The sequence below is a fragment of the Azospirillum thermophilum genome (genome assembly GCF_003130795.1).
In the GTDB taxonomy this organism is placed as follows: domain Bacteria; phylum Pseudomonadota; class Alphaproteobacteria; order Azospirillales; family Azospirillaceae; genus Azospirillum; species Azospirillum thermophilum.
Genome location: NZ_CP029353.1, coordinates 1,687,282 through 1,707,620 on the forward strand (window position 1 = coordinate 1,687,282; position 20,339 = coordinate 1,707,620).

At 69.1% G+C, this 20,339-nt stretch carries 19 protein-coding genes and 2 pseudogenes; 8 read left to right on the forward strand and 13 right to left on the reverse strand.

All coding sequences use genetic code 11. The features are described 5' to 3' along the window. Positions 1 to 15: 15 nt before the first annotated feature. From glpX to DEW08_RS14220, 4 genes and pseudogenes are all read right to left on the reverse strand, one after another. A complete protein-coding gene (glpX, locus tag DEW08_RS14205) occupies positions 16 to 981 on the reverse strand; it encodes a class II fructose-bisphosphatase (RefSeq protein ID WP_109328118.1) in 966 nt (321 codons plus the stop codon). Positions 982 to 1,060: 79 nt separating this feature from the next. Further along, a pseudogene (locus DEW08_RS14210) lies at positions 1,061 to 2,352 on the reverse strand (homoserine dehydrogenase). Then, entirely contained in the window at positions 2,349 to 3,620 is a 1,272-nt protein-coding gene (locus DEW08_RS14215; RefSeq protein WP_109328120.1) for an LL-diaminopimelate aminotransferase, read from the reverse strand. Before DEW08_RS14215 ends, DEW08_RS14210 begins: the two are co-directional and overlap by 4 nt. Before the next feature lie 173 nt (positions 3,621 to 3,793). After that, positions 3,794 to 4,159, reverse strand: coding sequence for a hypothetical protein (locus DEW08_RS14220; RefSeq protein WP_245986270.1), 366 nt, complete (start codon positions 4,157 to 4,159; stop codon positions 3,794 to 3,796). Positions 4,160 to 4,460: 301 nt separating this feature from the next. Between DEW08_RS14220 and DEW08_RS14225 the strand changes: the two are divergent. Next, a pseudogene (locus DEW08_RS14225) lies at positions 4,461 to 6,259 on the forward strand (PHA/PHB synthase family protein). Positions 6,260 to 6,287: 28 nt separating this feature from the next. On the opposite strand, the gene pdxR reads toward DEW08_RS14225, so the two are convergent. After that, on the reverse strand, positions 6,288 to 7,763 hold the full coding sequence (pdxR, locus tag DEW08_RS14230) for a MocR-like pyridoxine biosynthesis transcription factor PdxR (RefSeq protein ID WP_109328124.1): 1,476 nt from the start codon (positions 7,761 to 7,763) through the stop codon (positions 6,288 to 6,290). A gap of 120 nt (positions 7,764 to 7,883) precedes the next feature. Between pdxR and DEW08_RS14235 the strand changes: the two genes are divergently transcribed. Next, positions 7,884 to 8,513 (forward strand): pyridoxamine 5'-phosphate oxidase family protein, encoded by a 630-nt coding sequence (locus tag DEW08_RS14235; RefSeq protein WP_109328126.1) that lies wholly within the window; start codon positions 7,884 to 7,886, stop codon positions 8,511 to 8,513. A gap of 164 nt (positions 8,514 to 8,677) precedes the next feature. Here DEW08_RS14235 and DEW08_RS14240 read toward each other — a convergent pair whose 3' ends face one another. From DEW08_RS14240 to DEW08_RS14265, 6 genes are all read right to left on the reverse strand, one after another. Then, positions 8,678 to 9,262 carry an OmpA family protein gene (locus DEW08_RS14240; RefSeq protein ID WP_109328128.1) on the reverse strand — a complete coding sequence of 195 codons (585 nt, stop codon included), beginning with the start codon at positions 9,260 to 9,262 and terminating at the stop codon, positions 8,678 to 8,680. 171 nt (positions 9,263 to 9,433) lie between these two features. Then, positions 9,434 to 9,970 (reverse strand): gamma carbonic anhydrase family protein, encoded by a 537-nt coding sequence (locus DEW08_RS14245; RefSeq protein WP_109328130.1) that lies wholly within the window; start codon positions 9,968 to 9,970, stop codon positions 9,434 to 9,436. A gap of 100 nt (positions 9,971 to 10,070) precedes the next feature. Next, complete coding sequence (gene argC, locus DEW08_RS14250; protein ID WP_109328132.1) at positions 10,071 to 11,123, reverse strand: N-acetyl-gamma-glutamyl-phosphate reductase; 1,053 nt, start codon at positions 11,121 to 11,123, stop codon at positions 10,071 to 10,073. A 154-nt stretch (positions 11,124 to 11,277) separates the two neighbouring features. Further along, positions 11,278 to 11,763 carry a 30S ribosomal protein S9 gene (gene rpsI / locus DEW08_RS14255; protein ID WP_109328135.1) on the reverse strand — a complete coding sequence of 162 codons (486 nt, stop codon included), beginning with the start codon at positions 11,761 to 11,763 and terminating at the stop codon, positions 11,278 to 11,280. Positions 11,764 to 11,767: 4 nt separating this feature from the next. After that, positions 11,768 to 12,232, reverse strand: a complete 465-nt coding sequence (gene rplM / locus DEW08_RS14260; protein ID WP_109328136.1) for a 50S ribosomal protein L13 — start codon at positions 12,230 to 12,232, stop codon at positions 11,768 to 11,770. Positions 12,233 to 12,415: 183 nt separating this feature from the next. Beyond that, positions 12,416 to 12,910 (reverse strand): PaaI family thioesterase, encoded by a 495-nt coding sequence (locus DEW08_RS14265; RefSeq protein WP_245986271.1) that lies wholly within the window; start codon positions 12,908 to 12,910, stop codon positions 12,416 to 12,418. 274 nt (positions 12,911 to 13,184) lie between these two features. On the opposite strand from DEW08_RS14265, the gene DEW08_RS14270 reads away from it, so the two are divergent. Genes DEW08_RS14270 through DEW08_RS14280 form a run of 3 tightly spaced genes read left to right on the forward strand, consistent with a single transcriptional unit; the run spans position 13,185 to position 15,810 of the window. Next, on the forward strand, positions 13,185 to 13,991 hold the full coding sequence (locus DEW08_RS14270; RefSeq protein ID WP_109328139.1) for an enoyl-CoA hydratase: 807 nt from the start codon (positions 13,185 to 13,187) through the stop codon (positions 13,989 to 13,991). After that, positions 13,988 to 14,506, forward strand: a complete 519-nt coding sequence (locus DEW08_RS14275) for a CoA-binding protein (protein WP_109328141.1) — start codon at positions 13,988 to 13,990, stop codon at positions 14,504 to 14,506. Before DEW08_RS14270 ends, DEW08_RS14275 begins: the two co-directional genes overlap by 4 nt. Positions 14,507 to 14,517: 11 nt before the next feature. Beyond that, on the forward strand, positions 14,518 to 15,810 hold the full coding sequence (locus tag DEW08_RS14280; protein ID WP_109328143.1) for an O-acetylhomoserine aminocarboxypropyltransferase: 1,293 nt from the start codon (positions 14,518 to 14,520) through the stop codon (positions 15,808 to 15,810). A gap of 50 nt (positions 15,811 to 15,860) precedes the next feature. Here the strand turns inward: DEW08_RS14280 and DEW08_RS14285 are convergent, their stop codons facing one another. Then, positions 15,861 to 16,919, reverse strand: a complete 1,059-nt coding sequence (locus DEW08_RS14285; protein WP_109328145.1) for an SDR family oxidoreductase — start codon at positions 16,917 to 16,919, stop codon at positions 15,861 to 15,863. Between the two features lie 206 nt (positions 16,920 to 17,125). Here DEW08_RS14285 and DEW08_RS14290 point away from each other — a divergent pair, with 206 nt between their 5' ends. Genes DEW08_RS14290 through DEW08_RS14300 form a run of 3 tightly spaced genes read left to right on the forward strand, consistent with a single transcriptional unit; the run spans position 17,126 to position 18,991 of the window. Further along, on the forward strand, positions 17,126 to 17,368 hold the full coding sequence (locus DEW08_RS14290; RefSeq protein ID WP_109328147.1) for a sulfurtransferase TusA family protein: 243 nt from the start codon (positions 17,126 to 17,128) through the stop codon (positions 17,366 to 17,368). Continuing rightward, positions 17,319 to 18,638, forward strand: a complete 1,320-nt coding sequence (locus tag DEW08_RS14295) for a DUF2478 domain-containing protein (RefSeq protein ID WP_109328150.1) — start codon at positions 17,319 to 17,321, stop codon at positions 18,636 to 18,638. The genes DEW08_RS14290 and DEW08_RS14295 overlap by 50 nt, the downstream gene beginning before the upstream one ends. Positions 18,639 to 18,667: 29 nt before the next feature. Next, on the forward strand, positions 18,668 to 18,991 hold the full coding sequence (locus DEW08_RS14300) for a DUF1244 domain-containing protein (RefSeq protein ID WP_109328152.1): 324 nt from the start codon (positions 18,668 to 18,670) through the stop codon (positions 18,989 to 18,991). Between the two features lie 46 nt (positions 18,992 to 19,037). Here the strand turns inward: DEW08_RS14300 and DEW08_RS14305 are convergent, their stop codons facing one another. Beyond that, a complete protein-coding gene (locus DEW08_RS14305) occupies positions 19,038 to 20,063 on the reverse strand; it encodes a DUF4424 family protein (RefSeq protein ID WP_109328154.1) in 1,026 nt (341 codons plus the stop codon). Between the last annotated feature and the right edge of the window lie 276 nt (positions 20,064 to 20,339).

Consider the following 20,339-nt stretch of genomic DNA (forward strand, 5'->3'; position numbering starts at 1 on the left):
GGAGACCGGAGACGCTTACTTCACGCTCTTCTTGCGGGTGAAGTTGTGGTGCGCTTCGATGTAGCGGACGGTGCCCGACTTCGAGCGCATGATGACCGAGTGGGTCACCGCACCGCCGGCGAGGCGGCGGACGCCGCGCAGCATGGCGCCGTCGGTCACGCCGGTGGCGGCGAACATCACGTCGCCCTTCGCCAGCTCGGTCAGGCTGTACTTCTTGTTGAGGTCGGTCACGCCCCACTTGGCGGCGCGGGCCTTCTCGTCGTCGTTGCGGAACAGCAGGCGGCCCTGGAACTGGCCGCCGATGCAGCGCAGGGCGGCGGCGGCCAGCACGCCTTCCGGCGCCCCGCCGGAGCCGACATACATGTCCACGCCGGTGCCCGGCTGGCTGGTGGCGATCACGCCCGACACGTCGCCGTCGGAGATCAGCATGATGCGCGCGCCGGCCTCGCGGACGCGGGCGATCAGCTCGGCATGGCGGGGACGGTCGAGGATGCAGACCAGCAGCTCCGACACCTCGGAGCCCTTGGCCTTGGCCAGCGCCTTCAGGTTGTTGGCCGGGGTCTCGTCGAGGTCGACGATGCCGTCCGGCAGGCCGGCGCCGACGGCGATCTTGTCCATGTAGACGTCGGGGGCGTTGAGGAAGCCGCCCTCCTCCGCCATGGCGACGACGGCCAGGGCGTTCGGGCCGCCCTTGGCGGTGATGGTGGTGCCCTCCAGCGGGTCGAGCGCGATGTCGACCTTCGGACCCTTGCCGATGCCGGCGCCGACCTTCTCGCCGATGTAGAGCATCGGCGCCTCGTCGCGCTCACCCTCGCCGATCACGACGGTGCCGTCGATGTACAGCGTGTTGAGAGCCTGGCGCATGGCGTCGACGGCGGCCTGGTCGGCGAGCTTCTCGTCGCCGCGCCCCATCAGCAGCGAGGCCGACAGGGCGGCGGCCTCGGTCACGCGGACGGCTTCCAGCGCCAGGTTCCGGTCCATATTGGACAGGTCGACATGAGCAGACATGGTAATACTCCCCCCGACTCTTCGGTCGTGTTGGTTTGATCTGTAAGGTCTGTCAGAACTGTTCGATGCGGATCATGCGCGGCGGCTCGACCACCGTCTGCTGTTCGCCGATCGTCTTCAGCGCCTTCTGCATGGCGGCCTCGGTCGTCTCGTGGGTGGTGAGCACCACCGGGACGGCCTCGCCCGGCGAGCGGCCGCGCTGCAGGAACTGCTCCATGGAAACGTTCTGATCGCGCATGGCGGCTGCGATGTCGGCTATCACACCGGGCCGGTCCACCACCATCAGGCGGACGTAGTAAGCCCCCGCCGCGCCTCCATCGGCGACGGCGCGGCCGCGGACAGGCGGCTGGCCGGCACCCCGAAGGTGGGGGTGGACCGGCCGCGGGCGACGTCGATCAGGTCGGCGACGACGGCCGACGCGGTGGGCCCCGCCCCGGCGCCGCGGCCGACGAACAGAACCCGGTCGACGAAGTCGCCCTGGGCGACGACGGCGTTGAACACGCCGTCGACCGCGGCGATCGGAGCGCCCTTCGGCACCATGCAGGGATGCACGCGCTGCTCGATGCCCTGGTCGGTGCGGCGCGCGATGCCCAGCAGCTTGATGCGGTAGCCCAGCGCGTCGGCATAGTCGAAATCGACGGCCGAGACGTGGCGGATGCCCTCGACATGGACGCCGGCGAAGTTGACCGGCGTGCCGAAGGCGACGGAGGTCAGCACGGCCAGCTTGTGCGCCGCATCGACGCCGTCGATGTCGAAGCTGGGGTCGGCCTCGGCATAGCCCAGCGCCTGGGCGTCGGCCAGAACGTCCGCGAAGTCGCGGCCGGTCGTCCGCATTTCCGTCAGGATGTAGTTGCAGGTGCCGTTGAGGATGCCGTGGATCTCGGTCACCCGGTTGGCCGCCAGACCTTCGCGCAGCCCCTTGATGATCGGGATGCCGCCGGCGACCGCCGCCTCGAAGGCGACGGTCAGGCCACGGGATTCGGCGAGGGTCGCGATCTCCGTCCCATGATGGGCCAGCAGCGCCTTGTTGGCGGTGACGACGTGCCGCCCCAGCTCCAGCGCCGTGTTGACGGTGTCGCGCGCCGGCCCTTCGGAACCGCCGATCAGTTCCACCACCACGTCGGCGTCGGGATGGGCGGCGAGCTTCACCGGGTCGTCGTACCAGGCGACCCTGGAGAGATCGACGCCGCGGTCCTTGCCCTTCGAGCGGGCGCTGACCGCCACCACCTCGATCCGCCGGCCGCAACGCTCGGCGATCAGATCGCCCTGCTGCTCCAGGAGTTTCAGGACGCCGGCACCGACCGTACCGAGACCGGCGACCGCGATTTTCAGGGACGACGTCATTTCGCTTTCACCGGCTCGAGAAGGGCGGCACGCGCCTCGGGGTCCTTGCTCGCCGCGGCGCCGGCCGCGTTGGAGCGGAAGAACTCCTTGATGTTGCGGGTGGCCTGGCGGATGCGGTGGACGTTCTCCACCAGCGCCAGACGGACATGGCCGTCGCCGTACTCGCCGAAGCCGATGCCCGGCGCCACGGCGACCTTGGCCTCCTGCAGCAGCAGCTTGGAGAACTCCAGCGAGCCCAGGTGGGCGAACTGCGGCGGGATCGGCGCCCAGGCGAACATGGAGGCGGCCGGGCTCGGCACCTCCCAGCCGGCGGCGGCCAGCCCCTCGATCATCACGTCGCGGCGCTGCTTGTACATGGCGCGCACCTGCTCCACGCACTCCTGCGGGCCGTTCAGCGCGGCGGCGGCGGCGACCTGGATCGGCGTGAAGGCGCCGTAGTCCAGGTAGGACTTGATGCGGGCCAGCGCGGTGATCAGGGTCTTGTTGCCGGTGGCGAAGCCGATGCGCCAGCCCGCCATCGAGTAGGTCTTCGACATCGAGGTGAACTCGACCGCCACCTCGCGGGCCTCCGGGATCTCCAGGATCGACGGAGGCGGCTCGCCCTCGAAGAACACCTCGGCATAGGCGAGGTCGGACAGGATGTAGATGCCGTGCTTGCGGCAGAACTCCACGATCGGGCGGTAGAAGTCGAGGCCCACCACCTCCGCCGTCGGGTTCGACGGATAGTTCAGCACCAGCGCCAGCGGCTTCGGCACGCTGTGGCGCACGGCGCGCTCCAGCATGTTCATGAAGCTGTCGATGTCGGTGGAGGTGCCGTTGGCCTGCCCGACCGGCAGGTGCCGGACCGAGGCGCCGGCCAGGATGAAACCGAACGGGTGGATCGGATAGCTGGGGTTGGGCACCAGGATGATGTCGCCCGGGCTGGTGATCGCCTGGGCGAGGTTGGCGAGGCCCTCCTTCGACCCGATGGTGACGATGCACTCCGTCTCGGGGTCGATGGTGACGTTGAAGCGGCGCTTGTAGTAGGCCGCATGCGCCTTGCGAAGACCCGGGATGCCGCGGGAGTTCGAGTAGCGGTGCGTCTTCGGATCGCGCACGGCCTCGACCAGCTTCTCGACGATGTGCGGCGGGGTGGGCTGGTCGGGGTTGCCCATGCCGAGGTCGATGATGTCCTCGCCGGCGGCGCGAGCTCGCGCCTTCATCGCGTTGACTTCGGCGAAGACGTAGGGCGGCAGACGCTTGATGCGATGGAATTCAGTGTTCGACATGGAGGCTCCGGATCCGTTCCGGCCACGCCAGAAACCACGAAACGCCAGCGGACCGGGACACACGTTCTACCGCCGCGACCCCGCCGATGCGAGGCAAATTTCGCAATACCGCCCCCGCAGGATCGGGTGTTGCGCGGATGGGCCGCCCGCTCCCCGGTCGGACGGCCGGGAAGTCAGCGCCTGCCCGGCGTCAGGTTGGGCACGGGCGGCACCGGAATCGGGGTCGGCAGCGTCTCCGGCACGGGCTGGGAGAGCGCCTCCGAATGGTACTTCTGGCCGACGGAGCGGTCGCGGGCCAGCCTGTCCATCTGGGTCTGGCGCTGCGCCTCGGTCGAGATGTCGGTCGGCCGCGGCGGGACGGTGCCCAGCGTCGGGTAGTCGGGGTTGGTCCCGCTCATGGCACGGATGGGCGACGGATTGTCGCTGACCGGCGACGGCTCCCCCGTCACCGAGCCGAGAAGCCCGGTATCCAGCGCGCGGTCGCTGCAGGCGCACAGGGCAAGCGGCAGGAAAACGGCAGCGGATGCAAGACGATGCAATCCCCCGGCGTCACAACGACCCCCTGTACGCTTCCGCATTGTATGATCTCCGTCCTGTACCGCGTCGCCGCGCTTGTGCTGCGGGCTGTGAAATGAAATCTTCATGGCTGCGGTGTATGAGGGGCGGCAGCGTCTTGCATATGCCGGAGCAACAGGTTCCACCGACTGTTCAGGTTTGACCGACCGCCCACAAGCGCAGGACCCCTTGCACCACCGTTGCCCTGTATAACCGTCCCCTTGCCCCCCAAGAAGCGCAAAACGCGCCCAACGCCGATTTCGACTTACAAGAAGGACCGTGCCAATGGCCGAGAACCAGGCCCCCGACGTGAAGCTCCCCGATCCGGTCGAAATGTCGCGCGCGATGACCCGCATCGCGGAACAGAGCCAGCGCCTCGTCTCTGAGTTCCTGACGCGCCAGACCGCGGACGGCGTCGGCCAGAGGAACCCGGACCCGATGGGCGTGGGGCATGCCTTCCTCGAGATGACGACGCGCATGATGGCCGACCCGGCCAAGCTGATGCAGGCGCAGATGTCGCTCTGGCAGGACTACCTCACCCTGTGGCAGCGCACCACCCAGCGCTTCCTGGGCAGGACACCCAGCCGGTGATCACCCCGTCCAAGGAGGACCGGCGCTTCAAGGATTCGGCGTGGGACGAGAACACGCTGTTCGACTTCATCAAGCAGTCCTACCTGCTGTCGGCCCGCTGGATGCAGTCCACCGTCAACCAGGTGGAAGGGCTGGACGACCACACCGCCAAGAAGGTGGACTTCTACACCCGCCAGTTCGTCGACGCGATGGCGCCCTCCAACTTCGTCATGACGAACCCGGAGGTGCTGCGCACGACGATCGAGACCGGCGGCGAGAACCTGGTCAAGGGCCTGGAGCACCTGCTGAAGGACCTGGAGCGCGGCAAGGGCGAGCTGCGCATCTCCATGACCGACTATGACGCCTTCGAGGTCGGCCGCAACGTCGCGGTGACGCCGGGCAAGATCGTCTACCAGAACGACCTGATGCAGCTGATCCAGTACACCCCGACCACGGCGGAGGTGAACAAGCGGCCGCTGCTGATCGTGCCGCCCTGGATCAACAAGTACTACATCCTCGACCTGCGCGAGAAGAACAGCTTCATCAAGTGGTCGGTGGACCAGGGCCACACGGTCTTCGTCATCTCCTGGGTCAATCCCGACGAGAAGCTGGCCGCCAAGACCTTCGAAGACTACATGTTCGAGGGTCCGCTGGCCGCGCTGGACGCCATCGAGAAGGCGACCGGCGAGCGCGAGGTCAACGCCATCGGCTATTGCCTGGGCGGCACGCTGACCGCCTCCACCCTGTCCTACATGGCGGCCAAGAACGACGACCGGATCAAGTCGGTCACCTTCTTCACCACCATGCTGGACTTCACGGAAGCGGGCGAGCTGTCGGTCTTCATCGACGAGGAGCAGCTCTCCTACATCGAGAGCCAGATGGCCGAACACGGCTATCTCGACGGCTCGAAGATGGCGACCACCTTCAACATGCTGCGCGCCAACGACCTGATCTGGTCGTTCGTCGTGAACAACTACCTGCTGGGCAAGGATCCGTTCCCGTTCGACCTGCTGTACTGGAACAGCGATTCGACCCGCATGCCCGCGGCGATGCACAGCTTCTACCTGCGCAACATGTACCAGAAGAACCTGCTGGCGAAGCCGGGCGGGATCACGCTGGGCGGCGTGCCGGTCGACCTCGGCCGGATCAAGACGCCGACCATGTTCCTGTCGGCGCGCGAGGACCACATCGCGCCGTGGAAGAGCACCTTCGCCGGTGCCAAGCTGCTGGGCGGACCGGTGAAGTTCGTGCTGGCGGCCTCCGGCCACATCGCCGGCGTCGTCAACCCGCCGGCGGCCGAGAAGTACTGCTACTGGACCACCGACAAGCTGGCGAAGACCCCGGACGAGTGGCTGCCGACCGCCAAGCAGACCCCCGGCTCCTGGTGGCCGGAGTGGAACAAGTGGGTCTCCAAGTTCGCCGAGGGCAAGGTCCCGGCCCGCGTGCCGGGCAGCGGCGCCCTGCCGGTGATCGAGGACGCCCCGGGCTCCTACGCCCGCGTCCACATCAGCTGAGGCTCGCCGGTTCGGCGGGGGTGTGGCGTCACGCCCCCGCCAGCCCAGCAAGGTCGCGGACGGCCGCCGCCAGCGTCTCCTCCCGGTGGGAGGCGAAGCCGAGGACGAGGCCGTTCAGCGTCCGATCCTCCAGACCATAGGCCGACAGCGGCGGACAGAGCAGTCCCTGCCGCTGCGCCCTTGCGGACAGGTCCCGATCCGGCAGGTCCGGCGGCAGGCGGACCGTGACATGCAGTCCGGCCTCTCCCGGTTCCGGAACGGCGACGCCGCCCAGATCCCGCCCCAGAGCGTCGAGCATGGCCGCGCGGCGGCCGGCGTAGAGCGTGCGCATCGCCCGCAGGTGCGAGGCGAAATACCCTTCCGCCAGGAAGCGGTGCAGAGCCGGCTGCGGCACGATGCTGGTGCCGCCGTCGAAGTGCCGCCGCGCCGCCGCGACCGGCTCGACCAGATCGGGCGGCAGCACCACGTATCCGAGCCGCAGGCCGGGAAACATCACCTTGCTGAAGCTGCCGACATAGATCACCCGCCCTGCCCCGTCGAGGCCTTGCAAGGCGGCGAGCGGCGGCCCGGCGTAGCGGAACTCGCTGTCGTAATCATCCTCGACGATCCAGGCGTCGTTGGCCGCGGCCCAGTCCAGCAGCTCCAGCCGGCGGCGCAGGCTCATCGTCACGCCGAGCGGAAACTGGTGCGACGGGGTGACCAGCACCAGCCGGGCGCCGGGGCCGCGCCGGGCGCCTTCCGCCACTACCAGCCCTTCCGCGTCGACCGGCACCGGGACGAGGCCGGCGCCGGCCCCTTCCAGCGCGGCGCGCGTGCCGGGCCAGCCGGGATCCTCCACCCACACCGTCTCCCCCGGATCGAGAAGAAGCTGCACCGTGACGGCGAGCCCCTGCTGCGCGCCGGACACGATCATCACCTGCTCCGCCTCGCAGCGGACCGCGCGGACCGCGCGCAGATAGTCGGCCACCGCCGCCCGCAGCGGGAGATATCCCATCGATTCGGCCTCGACCGCCAGGGTCCGCCCGCCGGTCCGCCAGCTTCGCGCCAGAAGCTGGCCCCATAGCGCGAAGGGGAAGGCCCGCCGGTCGGGCGATCCCAAGCCGAAGGGACGGTCCGGACTGTCCCGCCGCAACGGCAGGGAGCGGGTCAGCAGGGCGCCACGCGCCGACAGGCCGATGTCCCGCCGGCTGCCGCGCCGCGGCACCGCGCCGTCGGGCGGCGTGTCCGGCAGGGATGCGGCGACGAAGGTGCCGGCCCCCGCCTTGCCGGTGATGTAGCCTTCGGCGAACAGCGTCTCGTAGGCCGTCACCACGGTGTTGCGCGACAGGCCCCTGTCCCGGGCCAGCGCGCGGGTCGGCGGCATGCGGTCGCCCGGGCGCAGCCGGCCGTCGACCACGGCCTGCCGCAGGGCAAGATAAAGCTGGCGGTGGAGCGGCTCCGCCCCCTCCCGGTCGAGCGCGAGAGGGCCCAGGCCGGCAAGCACCGGCTTCGCCTTCCGTCCCATGCGCACGCCCTCCCGCGCCGTTCGAATTGGACCTGTCGGAAAGCCCAATGCGGACCTTTCTCAGGAACCACTTTGCCGGCCAAGCTGCGGCATCGCAACCGCCCACAGACATGCAGACCCATGACGACAGAGACGTCCGGCACCCGCCTCGCCCCCACACCCCGCACCCGCACCGTACGCATGCACGAGCGCGGCCAGTACGACGCCGCCGCCATCCACGCCATCATCGACGAGGCGCCGGTCTGCCACATCGGCTTCCTCGACGGCACCACCCCCGTGGTGATCCCGACCGTGCCGTGGCGCGTCGGGAACGAGTTGCTGATCCACGGCGCCTCCTCCAGCCGGATGATTCGCCGGCTGCAGGACGGCGGCGAGTCCTGCGTGACGGTGACGCTGATCGACGGCTGGGTGCTGGCGCGCTCCGCCTTCCACCACTCGGTCAATTACCGCTCGGTGGTGCTGTTCGGCCGGCCTCGGCTGGTGTCGGAGGAGCGGGAGAAGCGCGCGGCGCTCGACGCGCTGGTCGACAAGATCGAGCCCGGCCGCTCCGCGCGCGCCCGTCCGGCCAACGCTCAGGAGTTGAAGGCGACGGCCGTGCTGGCCTTCCCGATCGCCGAAGCGTCGGCCAAGGTCCGGTCCGGCCCGCCCTCGGATGATCCGGAGGATATGGGGTTGCCGGTGTGGGCCGGGGTGGTTCCGCTGTCGCTGGTCGCCGGCGAACCGGTTCCCGACCCGGCGGCGCAGCGCTGACGCCGGCGCCCGGCCCGCTCATCCCGGCACGGGCTTATCCGAAAACAAAACGACCGCAGCCGGAGGGCTTGTACCCCGGCTGCGGTCGTTTCTTGTGCCCGGCTGCGGCCGCCGTCCCGCCATGGCTGACGGGACGGCGGCACGAGGCCATGCGACGCGGCGTCTTAGGACGACGGAGCGTTCACGCCGCGCGGCAGGATCTGCGCACGACGGTTCGACGGCTCGCGGACGTTCGGGCCGGTCTGGACGAGGAGCTGGGTCTCGCCCTTGCCCTCGGTGGTGATGTTGGCGGCGGCGATGCCCTTCGACACCAGCGCCTTCTTCACCGCCTCGGCGCGACGGACCGAGAGCTTCTGGTTGTAGGCCGGCGAGCCCGAGGTGTCGGTGTGGCCGACGACGTGGATCCGGGTGTTGGCACCCTTGCCGATCGCGGTGACGGCGTCGGAGATCACGCGGTCAGCGGCCGGGGTGATGTTCGACTTGTCCCAGTCGAAGAACACCAGGTACTCGGTCTGGGCCTTCGGCGCGGCAACCGCGGCCGGAGCGGCAGCGGTGGCCGGGCACGGGAAGCTGCCCTGGTGGATGGCGTAGCCGCCCGAAGCCGTACGGACCGGGGTGTTGCCCCAGCCGATGACCGGGTTGCACCACTCACCGGTGCCGGCGCTCTGGGCATTGGCGGCCGACGACAGACCGAACGCAATAACGGCTGCCGGCACGAGGGCCAGACCAGCGCGAACAATAGTCTTCATTTGGATCACTCCCTTACAGGAACCCTTCCCTCCGACATTGCCTTCGGAGGGCAAACCATTCAAGCCATGCATCCGAGCGCGTGCATGCGGATCAGCACCCGCCGGGACATTTAGTATTGATTGGTGCGCCGACACATCACCGTATTGGCCCCAACCGTGCTTTTCCTGTCCCTATGCGACATCTGCGCCACAGGAATCGCGATAGATTCCAGCGAGTTCGGCGTAACGCCGCGCAGAGACGGGGAAAAACGCCACGTCCTTTTCCGTCAGTTCCCGAATCGGCCGGGCCGGACTGCCCGCCCACAGCCAACCGCTGCCAACCCGCTTTCCCGGGGTAACCAGGGCGCCGGCGGCGACCATCGCCCCCGACTCGACATGGGCGCCATCCATGACGCAGGCCTTCATCCCGATGAAGCAACCGCTCTCCAACGTGCAGGCGTGCAGCAGCGCCATGTGGCCGACGGTGACGTCGTCGCCGATGTAGGTGCCCTGCCCGTCCTTGGCGACATGGATGACCGTGCCGTCCTGGATGTTGGTGCGTGCGCCGATGCGGATCTCGTTGACGTCGCCCCGCACGGTGCAGCCGTACCAGATCCCCGTCTCCGGCCCGATCACCACGTCGCCGATGACGACGGCGGTCTCCGCGATGAAGGCGGCCGGGTCGATGGTCGGCACCACGCCCTGGAAGGCACGGATCAGGCCGGTCATCGCACGCTCCTTTCGACAGTGCGGCCCTTCGAGGGCCGGGACGGCAGCAGGATAGACGCGAATCGGGCCGGGGTGGTTCCCGGCCCGGGGCGCCGGTGGCTTACGGGAACAGCGGCGCCTGGTTGATGCCGCTCGTCTCGTCGAGCCCCATCATGACGTTCATGTTCTGGATGGCCTGTCCGGAGGCGCCCTTCACCAGATTGTCGATCACCGACACGATGATGGCGCCGCGCGGCGTGCGGTCGGCGACCACTCCCATCAGCGCGTGGTTGGAGGCCCGGACGTGCCGCGTCGCCGGCACCACACCCGCCGGGGTGACCCCGACGAAGGGTTCGTCGGCGTAGCGCCTGGCGAGCGTCGCGCGCAGCTCGTCCGCGGTCACGCCCTCGGCCATGCGGACATAGATCGTCGCCATCATCCCCCGGTTCATCGGGACGAGGTGCGGCGTGAAGGAGACGGTGACCGGCCGGCCGGCGGCCAGCCGCAGTTCCTGCTCGATCTCCGGCATGTGGCGGTGGTGGCCGACGCCATAGGCGTTGAAGCCCTCCGACACCTCGCAGAACAGGTTGGCCTGCTTGGCGTCGCGGCCGGCGCCCGACACGCCCGACTTGGCGTCGATGACGATGCCGCCGGGCTCGATCAGACCATCCATCAGCAGCGGCATGAGCGGCAGCAGCGAGCAGGTGGGGTAGCAGCCGGGGTTGGCGACCACGCGGGCCTTGCGCACGCCCTGCCGGTTGAACTCGGTCAGGCCGTAGGCGACCTCCTTCTGCAGATCGACCGCCCGGTGCTCATGACCGTACCAGGTTGCGTATTCGGCCGGGTCGGTCAGCCGGAAGTCGGCGGAGAGATCCACCACCTTCAGGGTCTTCGGCAGACCGGAAACCACCTCCTGCGTGGTGCCGTGCGGCAGCGCGCAGAAGACGAAGTCCAGCCCGTCCCACTTCACCTCGTCGATCTTCACCAGATCGGGCAGGCCATAGCCGCCGAGATGGGGGAAGACCTCGGCCATCGGCTTGCCGGCCTGTCGCTCGGCGGTCAGGGCCGCGATCTCGACGTTCGGGTGGCGCAGCAGCATGCGCACCAGTTCCGCCCCCGTGTAACCGGAGGCACCCAGGATGCCGACGCGAATCGAAGAGCCGTTGGTGGCCATCTGACCTTGTTCCTTCTTGGACGGAGCCGATTGGCTGGTGCCGGTGGATCGAAACCCTTGCAGACAGACGAAGACGGGACAGCGGGCAAAAGAAAGGGGCGCCCCTGCGGGACGCCCCTCGCTTGTACCGTATCGATGCGGGGCCGTGTAGGGCTTAGCGCTTCGAGAACTGGAAGCTGCGGCGGGCCTTGGCGCGGCCGTACTTCTTACGCTCGACGACGCGGGCGTCGCGGGTCAGGAAGCCGGCAGCCTTCAGCGGCGGGCGCAGGCCCGGCTCGAAGTAGGTCAGCGCCTTGGAGATGCCGTGACGGACGGCACCGGCCTGGCCCGACAGGCCGCCACCGGTCACCGTGACGGTGACGTCGAACTGGCCGGCGCGGTCGGTGATGCCGAACGGCTGGGCGATCATCATGCGCAGCACCGGGCGGGCGAAGTAGACTTCCTGGTCGCGGCCGTTGACGGTGATCTTGCCGGTGCCCGGCTTGATCCACACGCGGGCGACGGCGTCCTTGCGCTTGCCGGTGGCATAGGCGCGGCCCTGGGCGTCCAGCTTCGGCTGGGCCAGCTCTTCGGAGGCGACCGCGGCGACCGTGCCGGTGAGGTCCTTCAGGCCGGAGAGGGTGGTGGTGACCTGAGCCATTGGATTACGCGCTCCGCTTGTTCTTCGGGTTCATCGCGCCGACATCCAGCGCGACCGGCTGCTGAGCCTCGTGCGGGTGGGCGGTACCCTTGTAGACCCGCAGGTTCGACATCTGCTTGCGGCCGAGCGGCCCGCGCGGGATCATGCGCTCCACGGCCTTCTCGATGACCCGCTCCGGGTACTTGCCGTCGAGGATCTGGCCCTTCGAACGGCCCTTGATGCCGCCCGGATAGCCGGTATGCCAGTAGAAGAAGTCGGCGTTGCGCTTGTTGCCGGTCAGCTTGACCTTCTCCGCGTTGATCACGACGACGTTGTCGCCGCAATCCATGTGCGGGGTGAAGGTCGGCTTGTTCTTACCGCGCAGGATGTTCGCCAGGATGCTGGCGAGCCGGCCGAGAACGAGGCCGTCGGCGTCGACGACGTACCACTTCTTCTCGATATCGGACGGCTTCAGATTGAAGGTCTTCATCGCCACACTCGTTGAGAGAATCACAGATCGGCGGACCGCCGAATCCGGAGGCGCCGAAGCGGCCGGTTTTCTAGGGGCAAACCGGCACGCTGTCAACGGCAAAAATTCTCGTTCAATATCAGAGGATTGCGAATACGGTATCATTATACCGCGAAGGCAGAGGCCTTGATATCAAAGGACTTTTCAGCCTGCCTCCGACCCCTGGTATCCGGATACCATCACTGCCACCGGATCGTGCGGGGGAATCGAGTAGGTCCCGGTGGCGTGGGCCACCGGCTCCGGATCGCCTTCGGAGAAGATCAGCACCTCGCCATAGGCCAGCCGCTTGCCCAGCTTCAGGATGCGCGCCTCGGCCAGGATGGCGACGGGCGGCGGGCGGCGCAGGAAATTGATGGTCATGCTGGTGGTGACGGCCAGTTCCACCCGCCCGATCAGGCTGAGCACCGCACCATAGAGCGCCACGTCGGCCAACCCGAACATGGCCGGTCCGGTGACCGTCCCGCCCGGCCGCACGAAGTCGTCCTTGTAGGGGAGCCGCAAGCGGATGCTCCCGGCCCCCAGGCTGTCGATGACGATCCCGAAGCTGCCGACCAGCGGCACCCCCTCGCGGATCAGCGCCTCCAGCTCCTCCCTGGACATCGCAGGCTGCTGGGCCGGCTGTGCGGCAGGCTCGGTCATGACATTCCCCCCTTCGGCGGTCTTGTTTTGCTTCCCGCACCAACAGTCGCCGATACGGACGCCGGGAGGCAAGGCGGCGATTTATACGCACGCATCGCGCTATTTGCCGCTGCGCTTGTGATTTTCACCGTTGAATTCCACCCTGCCCTGTCGTCTCATGACGGCGGCCTGACGGCACCCGTTCCCCTGTCCGCAGGTCGGCGGGTAAGCTGACCGGCACCGCTCGCCGGCCTCCCCATGCCGGCGGGCCAATAAGATAAGGAGGACAACGCCGATGAGCCCGCCCGCTCATGACGATTCCGCTGCGCCCCCGCTCCTTCTGCGCAACGACCGCGAGGGCGTCGCCACGCTGACCCTCAACCGGCCCCAGGCGCGCAACGCCCTGTCCGTCGGGCTGATGGCGGCGCTGCAGGACGAACTCGACGCCATCGACGGCGACCGGTCGGTGCGCGTCGTGGTCCTGGCCGGGGCCGGCCCCGCCTTCTGCGCCGGCCACGACCTGCGGGAGATTCGCGCCAACCCCGGCCGCGAGGCCTACGAGGCGCTGTTCGTCCAGTGCTCGCGCCTGATGCTGACGATCAACCGCATCCGCCAGCCGGTGATCGCCAGGGTCCATGGCATCGCCACCGCGGCGGGCTGCCAGCTCGTCGCGACCTGCGACCTCGCCTACTGCACCGCCGATACGCGATTCGCCACGCCGGGGGTCAACATCGGCCTCTTCTGCTCGACGCCGATGGTTGCGCTGACCCGCGCTGTGGGGCGCAAGGCGGCGATGGAGATGCTGCTGCTCGGCGAGATGATCGACGCGGAGGAGGCCATGCGCATCGGCCTCGTCAACCGGGCGGTGCCGGCGGACCGGCTGGACGACACGGTGGCGGTCGCAGCGTCGCGCATCGCCTCCAAGTCGCCCTTGACCCTCGCCATCGGCAAGGAGGCCTTCTACCAGCAGATCCATATGGATGTGGAGGCCGCCTACGCCCACACCGCCCGCGTCATGACGGAGAACATGATGGCCCGCGACGCGGCCGAGGGCATCGACGCCTTCCTGGAGAAGCGCCAGCCGACATGGTGCGGCCAATGACGCCCCCCGGCGGCGGGCACGGCGCCTACAGCGACGCCTTCCTGAAGGAGGTGCTGGGCGGGGTGAAGTCCATCGCGGTGGTCGGCGCCAGCGCCGATCCGGTGAAGGCCAGCTACTTCGTCATGAAGTACCTGCGCGACAAGGGCTACCGCATCATCCCGATCAACCCGAAGCTCGCCGGACAGACGATCCTCGACCTGCCGGTCTACGCCGCCCTGAAGGACCTGCCGGAACCGCCGGACATGGTCGACGTCTTCCGCAACTCCGCCGCCGCCGCCGGCGTGACCGACGAGGCGATCGCCGCCGGTGCCAGGGTGGTGTGGATGCAGCTCGGCGTCCGCAACGACGAGGCGGCGGCGAAGGCCGAGGCGGCCGGCCTGACGGTGGTGATGGACCGCTGCCCGAAGATGGAGATCCAGCGCCTGTTCGGGGAGATCGGGCGGATCGGCGTCAACTCCAACGTCCTCCGCACCAGGAAGCTGGCCCCCCAGAAATCGTTCAAGAAACTCATCTGAAGGGAACCGACATGAGCGAGCAGAAGAGCTTCGGCTTCGAGACGCGGGCCATCCATGCGGGCGCCGCCCCCGACCCGGCGACGGGTGCCCGGCAGACGCCGATCTACCAGACCACCAGCTTCGTCTTCGACGACGTGGACGAGGCCGCCTCGCTGTTCAACCTGCAGAAGGTCGGCTTCATCTATTCCCGCCTGACCAATCCGACGGTCGCGGTGCTGGAGGAGCGGCTGGCCAACCTGGAGGGCGGCGCCGGCGCCACCGCCACGGCGTCCGGCCACTCGGCCCAGATGCTGGCGCTGTTCCCGCTGCTGTCGCCGGGCGACGAGTTCATCTCGTCCCGCAAGCTCTACGGCGGCACCATCAACCAGTTTTCCAACAGCTTCCCCCGCGCCTTCGGCTGGAAGGCCGTCTTCACCGACACCGACGATCCCGCCGCCGTCCGCGCCGCCGTCACCGGGAAGACCAAGGCCATCTTCGTCGAGAGCCTCGCCAACCCCGGCGGCGTGGTCACCGACCTGGAGGCGCTGGCGAAGATCGCCGACGAGGCCGGCATCCCGCTGATCGTCGACAACACGCTGGCCACCCCCTACCTGATCAACCCGATCCAGTGGGGCGCCACGCTGGTCGTCCACTCGACGACCAAGTTCCTGTCGGGCAACGGCACCTCGGTCGGCGGCGTGGTCATCGACAGCGGCTCGTTCGACTGGTCGAAGTCGGGCAAGTTCCCCGCCCTGACCGAGGCCGATCCCGGCTACCACGGGCTGAAGTTCCACGAGACCTTCGGCCACCTCGCCTTCACGATCCACGGCCATGCGGTCGGCCTGCGCGACCTGGGGCCGAGCCAGGCGCCGCTCAACGCCTTCCTCACGCTGAACGGCATCGAGACGCTGCCGCTGCGCATGCAGCGCCACTGCGACAACGCCCTGAAGGTGGCGCAGTTCCTGGAGAGCCATCCGGCGGTCGGCTGGGTCAGCTATGCCGGGCTGGAGTCCTCGCCGTACAACGCGCTCGCCCGGAAGTACCTGCCGAAGGGGGCCGGCGCCGTGCTGACCTTCGGCGTCAAGGGCGGCTATGACGCCGGGGTGAAGGTGGTGGAGAATGTCCAGCTCTTCAGCCACCTCGCCAACATCGGCGACAGCCGGTCGCTGATCATCCACCCGTCCTCGACCACCCACCGCCAGCTTTCCGGCGAGGGCCAGACGGCGGCCGGCGCCGGGCCGGACGTCATCCGCCTGTCGATCGGGCTGGAGACGGTGGAGGACATCATCGCCGACCTCGACCAGGCCCTGCGCAGCGCGGCCTGACGCCTGACGCGGTCCCTCTCCTGCCGGGCCGGCGGGAGAGGGGCGACCGTTCAGCGTCCCTGCCGGGCCTCGCGATGATGCCAGACGTCGGCGGGCATCCGGCTCATCAGGCCGATGGGCAGCAGGAACAGCGCCAGGTTCAGCCAGGAGAAGCGGCGCTCCGGGCCGTTCCCGTGACCCCGGCCGCCGCGGTATCCGTCGGCATCGGTCCCCTGCCCGCCGCCGCGCTCGCGCCAGCCGCCGCTGGCCCCCTGATATTCCGGCATGGGGGCGAGGACACCGCCGGCGGTCTCGCGGGCGGGCCGGTTCTGGAACATGTCGCGGTCGATCGCCCGGGCCATGAGGCGCTCCGTCATGCCCGGCGCCACGGCGTTCTGCAGGGCGGCGATGCGCCCGGCCGTGCCGACGAAGACCTCGCGCTTGGGGGCATGGACCAGGGCGACGATGGCGTCCGCCACCTGCTCCGGCGGGTAGACCGGGTCCATCGGCTTCAGCGCGCGGCCGGTGTAGTTGGCGGCATGCTGCCACAGCGGCGTATCGATGGCGGCCGGCATGACGACGCAGACCTGGATCCCCGGCTCGTCCACCAGCTCCTGCCGCAGCGATTCGGAGAAGCCGCGGACGGCGAACTTGCTGGCGACATAGGGGGTGGCGTAGCGCTGGCCGACGTTCGACACCATGGAGCCGGTGTTGATGATCAGCCCCTCGCCGCGCTCCAGGAAATGCGGCAGCACGGCGCGGCAGCCATGGACGACGCCGAGGAAGTTGGTGCGCATCACCTGCTCGAACACGTCCTCCGGCAGTTCCTCGAAGGCGCCGAAGGCGATCACGCCGGCGTTGTTCACCCAGACGTCGATGCCGGAGAAGACCTCCAGCGCCCGCTGCGCCAGCCGCCGCATCTGCTGCTGGTCGGTCACGTCGGCCGGCACCACCATGGCCCGGCCGCCGGCCTCCACGCATTCCTCGGCGACCGTGTGGAGCGCCGCCTCGCGCCGGGCCGCCAGCACCACCGCCGCCCCCTGCCGGGCGAAGGCGAGCGCCGTCGCCCGCCCGATGCCGCTCGACGCCCCCGTGATCACCACCACCTTGTCATCCAGCCGTCTGGCCATGGCCGCCCCATCCGTTTGCCTGCCGGTCTCGTTGCCGGTTAAACACCGCACTCCGCAAAAGGTCGCGGCGGTGGTGCCGGAGCCCACCAACCATCTGGAGGCGCCGGGTCGAACCCGCTAATGTCGGGAGCCCGGCGCCTTCAGATGGACGGTGGGCGCCGGACCATGGCCGGCCTGACGATTTTCGGTTGAGGGAGCGAAGCGCCGTGGCGGCGAAGGAACTCGACGTGAAGGGGCTGCACTGCCCGCTGCCCATCCTGCGTACGCGCAAGCTGCTCGACACGATGGCGCCGGGGGAGGAGCTGATCGTCCAGGCCACCGACCCGGCCTCGGTCATCGACTTCAAGCATTTCTGCAACACGACCGACAACGTGCTGCTGTCGCACGAGACCCGCAGCGATGCAGACGGCGGCATGCCGGTCTTCGTCTATCATATCCGCCGCGGCTGAGGCTGCGGCGTCCACCTCCAGCGCAGGCAGGCAAATCCATGCCGACCGATCCGACCAGCCCCTTCCCCTGCCGCCCCTTCGCCCCGGGGCCGTCATCCACGGGCCGGGCTCGGAGGAGATCGACGCCCTGATCGACCGCTTCGCGGCGGAGCTGCGGCGGCGCGGCTTCCGGGTCGGCGGCGTGGTCCAGCGCAACTACGGCCCGGTCGACGACTGCGCCGACCGGATGGAGCTGGTGGACGTCGCCACCGGCCAGTCCTTCGGGATCTCGCAGAATCTCGGCCGCGAGTCGCAGAGCTGCCGCGTCGATCCCATGGGCGTCGCGGACGCCAGCCAGTCGGTGCGCCGCGCCGTCCAGGAGCGGGTCGATCTGCTGGTGGTCAACAAGTTCGCCGGGCTGGAGTCGCATGGCGAGGGGCTGGCGCAGGAGATGCTGGACGGCATGGCCGAGGGCGTGCCCGTGCTGACCAGCATCGGCAGCCGCTACCTCAACGAGTGGCAGCAGTTCACCGGCGGCTTCTGCGACCTGCTCTCCCCGACCGAGCAGGCGCTGTGGGACTGGTGGGGGCCGCACCGGCTGTATGAGGACCTGCGGCTGGGCGTCGAGGACGCGCCGGTCCGCCGGGTGGTGGTCGGGACCCACTGGGTGGCGGTGGAGACGGAGCGGGCGCTGGGGCTCGCCGCCCGCTACGGCAGCGACCTCGCCGATCCCGCCCGCTGGATGGGCAAGGGGCTGAAGGCGCTGGTCGACCAGGCGGCGGCCTCCTGGGATCCGCTGGAGATGTCGGTCGGCCTCGCCGCGATCAACGCCCATTACAACGCCGACGACGTGATGGGGGAGACCGGCAACGGCCTCGACCTCTTCACCGGCGTCGAGGGGCGTACGGTCGTGGTCGGCGGTTTCCCCCAGCTCGCCCGCCGGCTGCCGAACGCCCAGATCATCGACATGACGCCGCGCCCCGGCGAGTTTCCGGAGCCGGCCGGCGACTGGCTGCTGCGGGGGGCCGAAGCGGTGGCGGTCACCGCGTCGGCGCTCGGCAACCGCACCCTGCCCCGCCTGCTGCGCGCGGCGCGCGGCGCCCGCGTCGCGATGGTCGGTCCCGGCACGCCGCTGACGCCGCGCCTGTTCTCCTACGGGATCGAGGCGCTGGCCGGATTCATCCCGCAGGACCGCGAGGCGGTGGTGCGGGTGGTGGGCGACGGCGGCGGCTCGCGCGACTTCCACCCCTTCGGCCGGATGGTCACGCTGCGCCGGCCCGCCCAGACCTGACAGACCGAACAAGAACCCGAGGAGCCGAGATGGACGACCAGACCCGCATCGAGCTTGAGGCCGCCGCCTTCCGCGGCCTCGTCGCCCACCTGCAGAAGCGCACCGATGTCCAGAACATCGACCTGATGAACCTCGCCGGCTTCTGCCGCAACTGCCTGTCGAAATGGTACGCCGCCGCCGCCAGGGAGCGCGGCGTCGCGCTGTCGGACGAGGAGGCCCGCACCGCCGTCTACGGCATGCCCTATGCGGAGTGGAAGTCCAAGTACCAGAAGGAGGCCACGGCCGAGCAGCAGCGGACCTTCGAGGAAACCAAGCCGCTGCACGCCGAGATCAGCGGGCATAGCAGGAAATAGTCCCGTCCCCCCATCCCGTCGCCGCGCCAGCGGCGGGACCGGGGGGTTACGGCCGCCCCTTGGTCCGGACGAAGACCAGCATCCGGATGTCCTGGTCCGGCACGAAGTCGGTCCTGGTCGATTCGAAGGTGGTCGGGCCGGTCTTCTTCAGGCCGGTCCAGCAGAGCGACAGGATGTTGTCGGCCGCCCCCTTGTCCAGCGTCAGGTGGAAGCGGCCGATCGGGCCATGCCAGTTGCGGGCGGTGGTCAGGATGTACTCGATCTCCGCCGCGGTGAAGGGCATCGGGTCCGCCGGGCTGCGCTTCTCGACCGCGGCCAGGGCCTTCCGGGTCGAGTCGTCCAGGCAATAGCGGTCGCCGCCCGCCTTCTCCTCCCCGACATAGCGGCCGACCACGCCGCGGCCGTCGATCTCCGTCACCCGGCCGAGAAGGGCCTGCCCGACGAAGGGCTTGTAGACATGGCGCACCGCCACGTCGACGCCCGGCGGAAAGGTCTGGGTCCAGTAATAGCGGGTGCGCAGGGTCCATTGCGGCGTGTTCTCGTCCTCGCCCTCGGCGATCAGGCCGCTGCGCCGCAGCCCGTCGAGCGCCCCGCGCGGCAGCGCCTTCACCTGCTCGTCATAGCCGCCGGGCTTCCAGGGAACGAGGGCGAGCGCCCCGGCCGCCTCCAGCTCGCGCGTCACCTCGCGGCCCTGGTGGAAGGCGCGGCGCTCCAGCTTCGGCCTGACCGGTTTGCCGTCGATCCACAGGCGGAAGTTCAGGAAATCGTCGGCATCGGCCGGAAAGGACCAGTTCGGCCCCGACAGCCCGAGCGACAGGTCGAGGTCGGGCAGCGGAAACACCACCATCGTCTCGACCGGCCGGTCGCCGACATTGCGGAAGACGTAGGCGACGCGGATCTCGTCGAGGCCGATCCGCAGATCCTCCGACATCATGCGGATGCTGTCGGATGTGGTCAGCTCGATCCCCGAGGTGCCCTGGAAGCCGCTGCTGTCGTTGGCTCCCGCGGGAGCCGAGGCCAGCAGGGCCGCGGCCGTCATCAGGCCCGGCAGGAAACGACCGGAGCGCGTCATCGCGGAACCTCCCCGTCATGGTCGATCAACCGCCCACCGGCGACGGCCGGATGCGGCGGGCCGGATTCGGCGGGCCGGATGCAGCGCGTTGTGCAGCGATCACCGGATGCACAATGGGGATCACTGCCATTTTCATTTGTCAAACCAAACCCTTAGGCGATCCGTTCGCAGGCTCTCGTTGTGCGGGGACTGCACAACGAGGGGCCTCGCGCCGTCATCGCGGGAGGTCGACAGGTCGCAGATCGGCCGGTGACAGCCCGACCTTAGCCTTGCGGC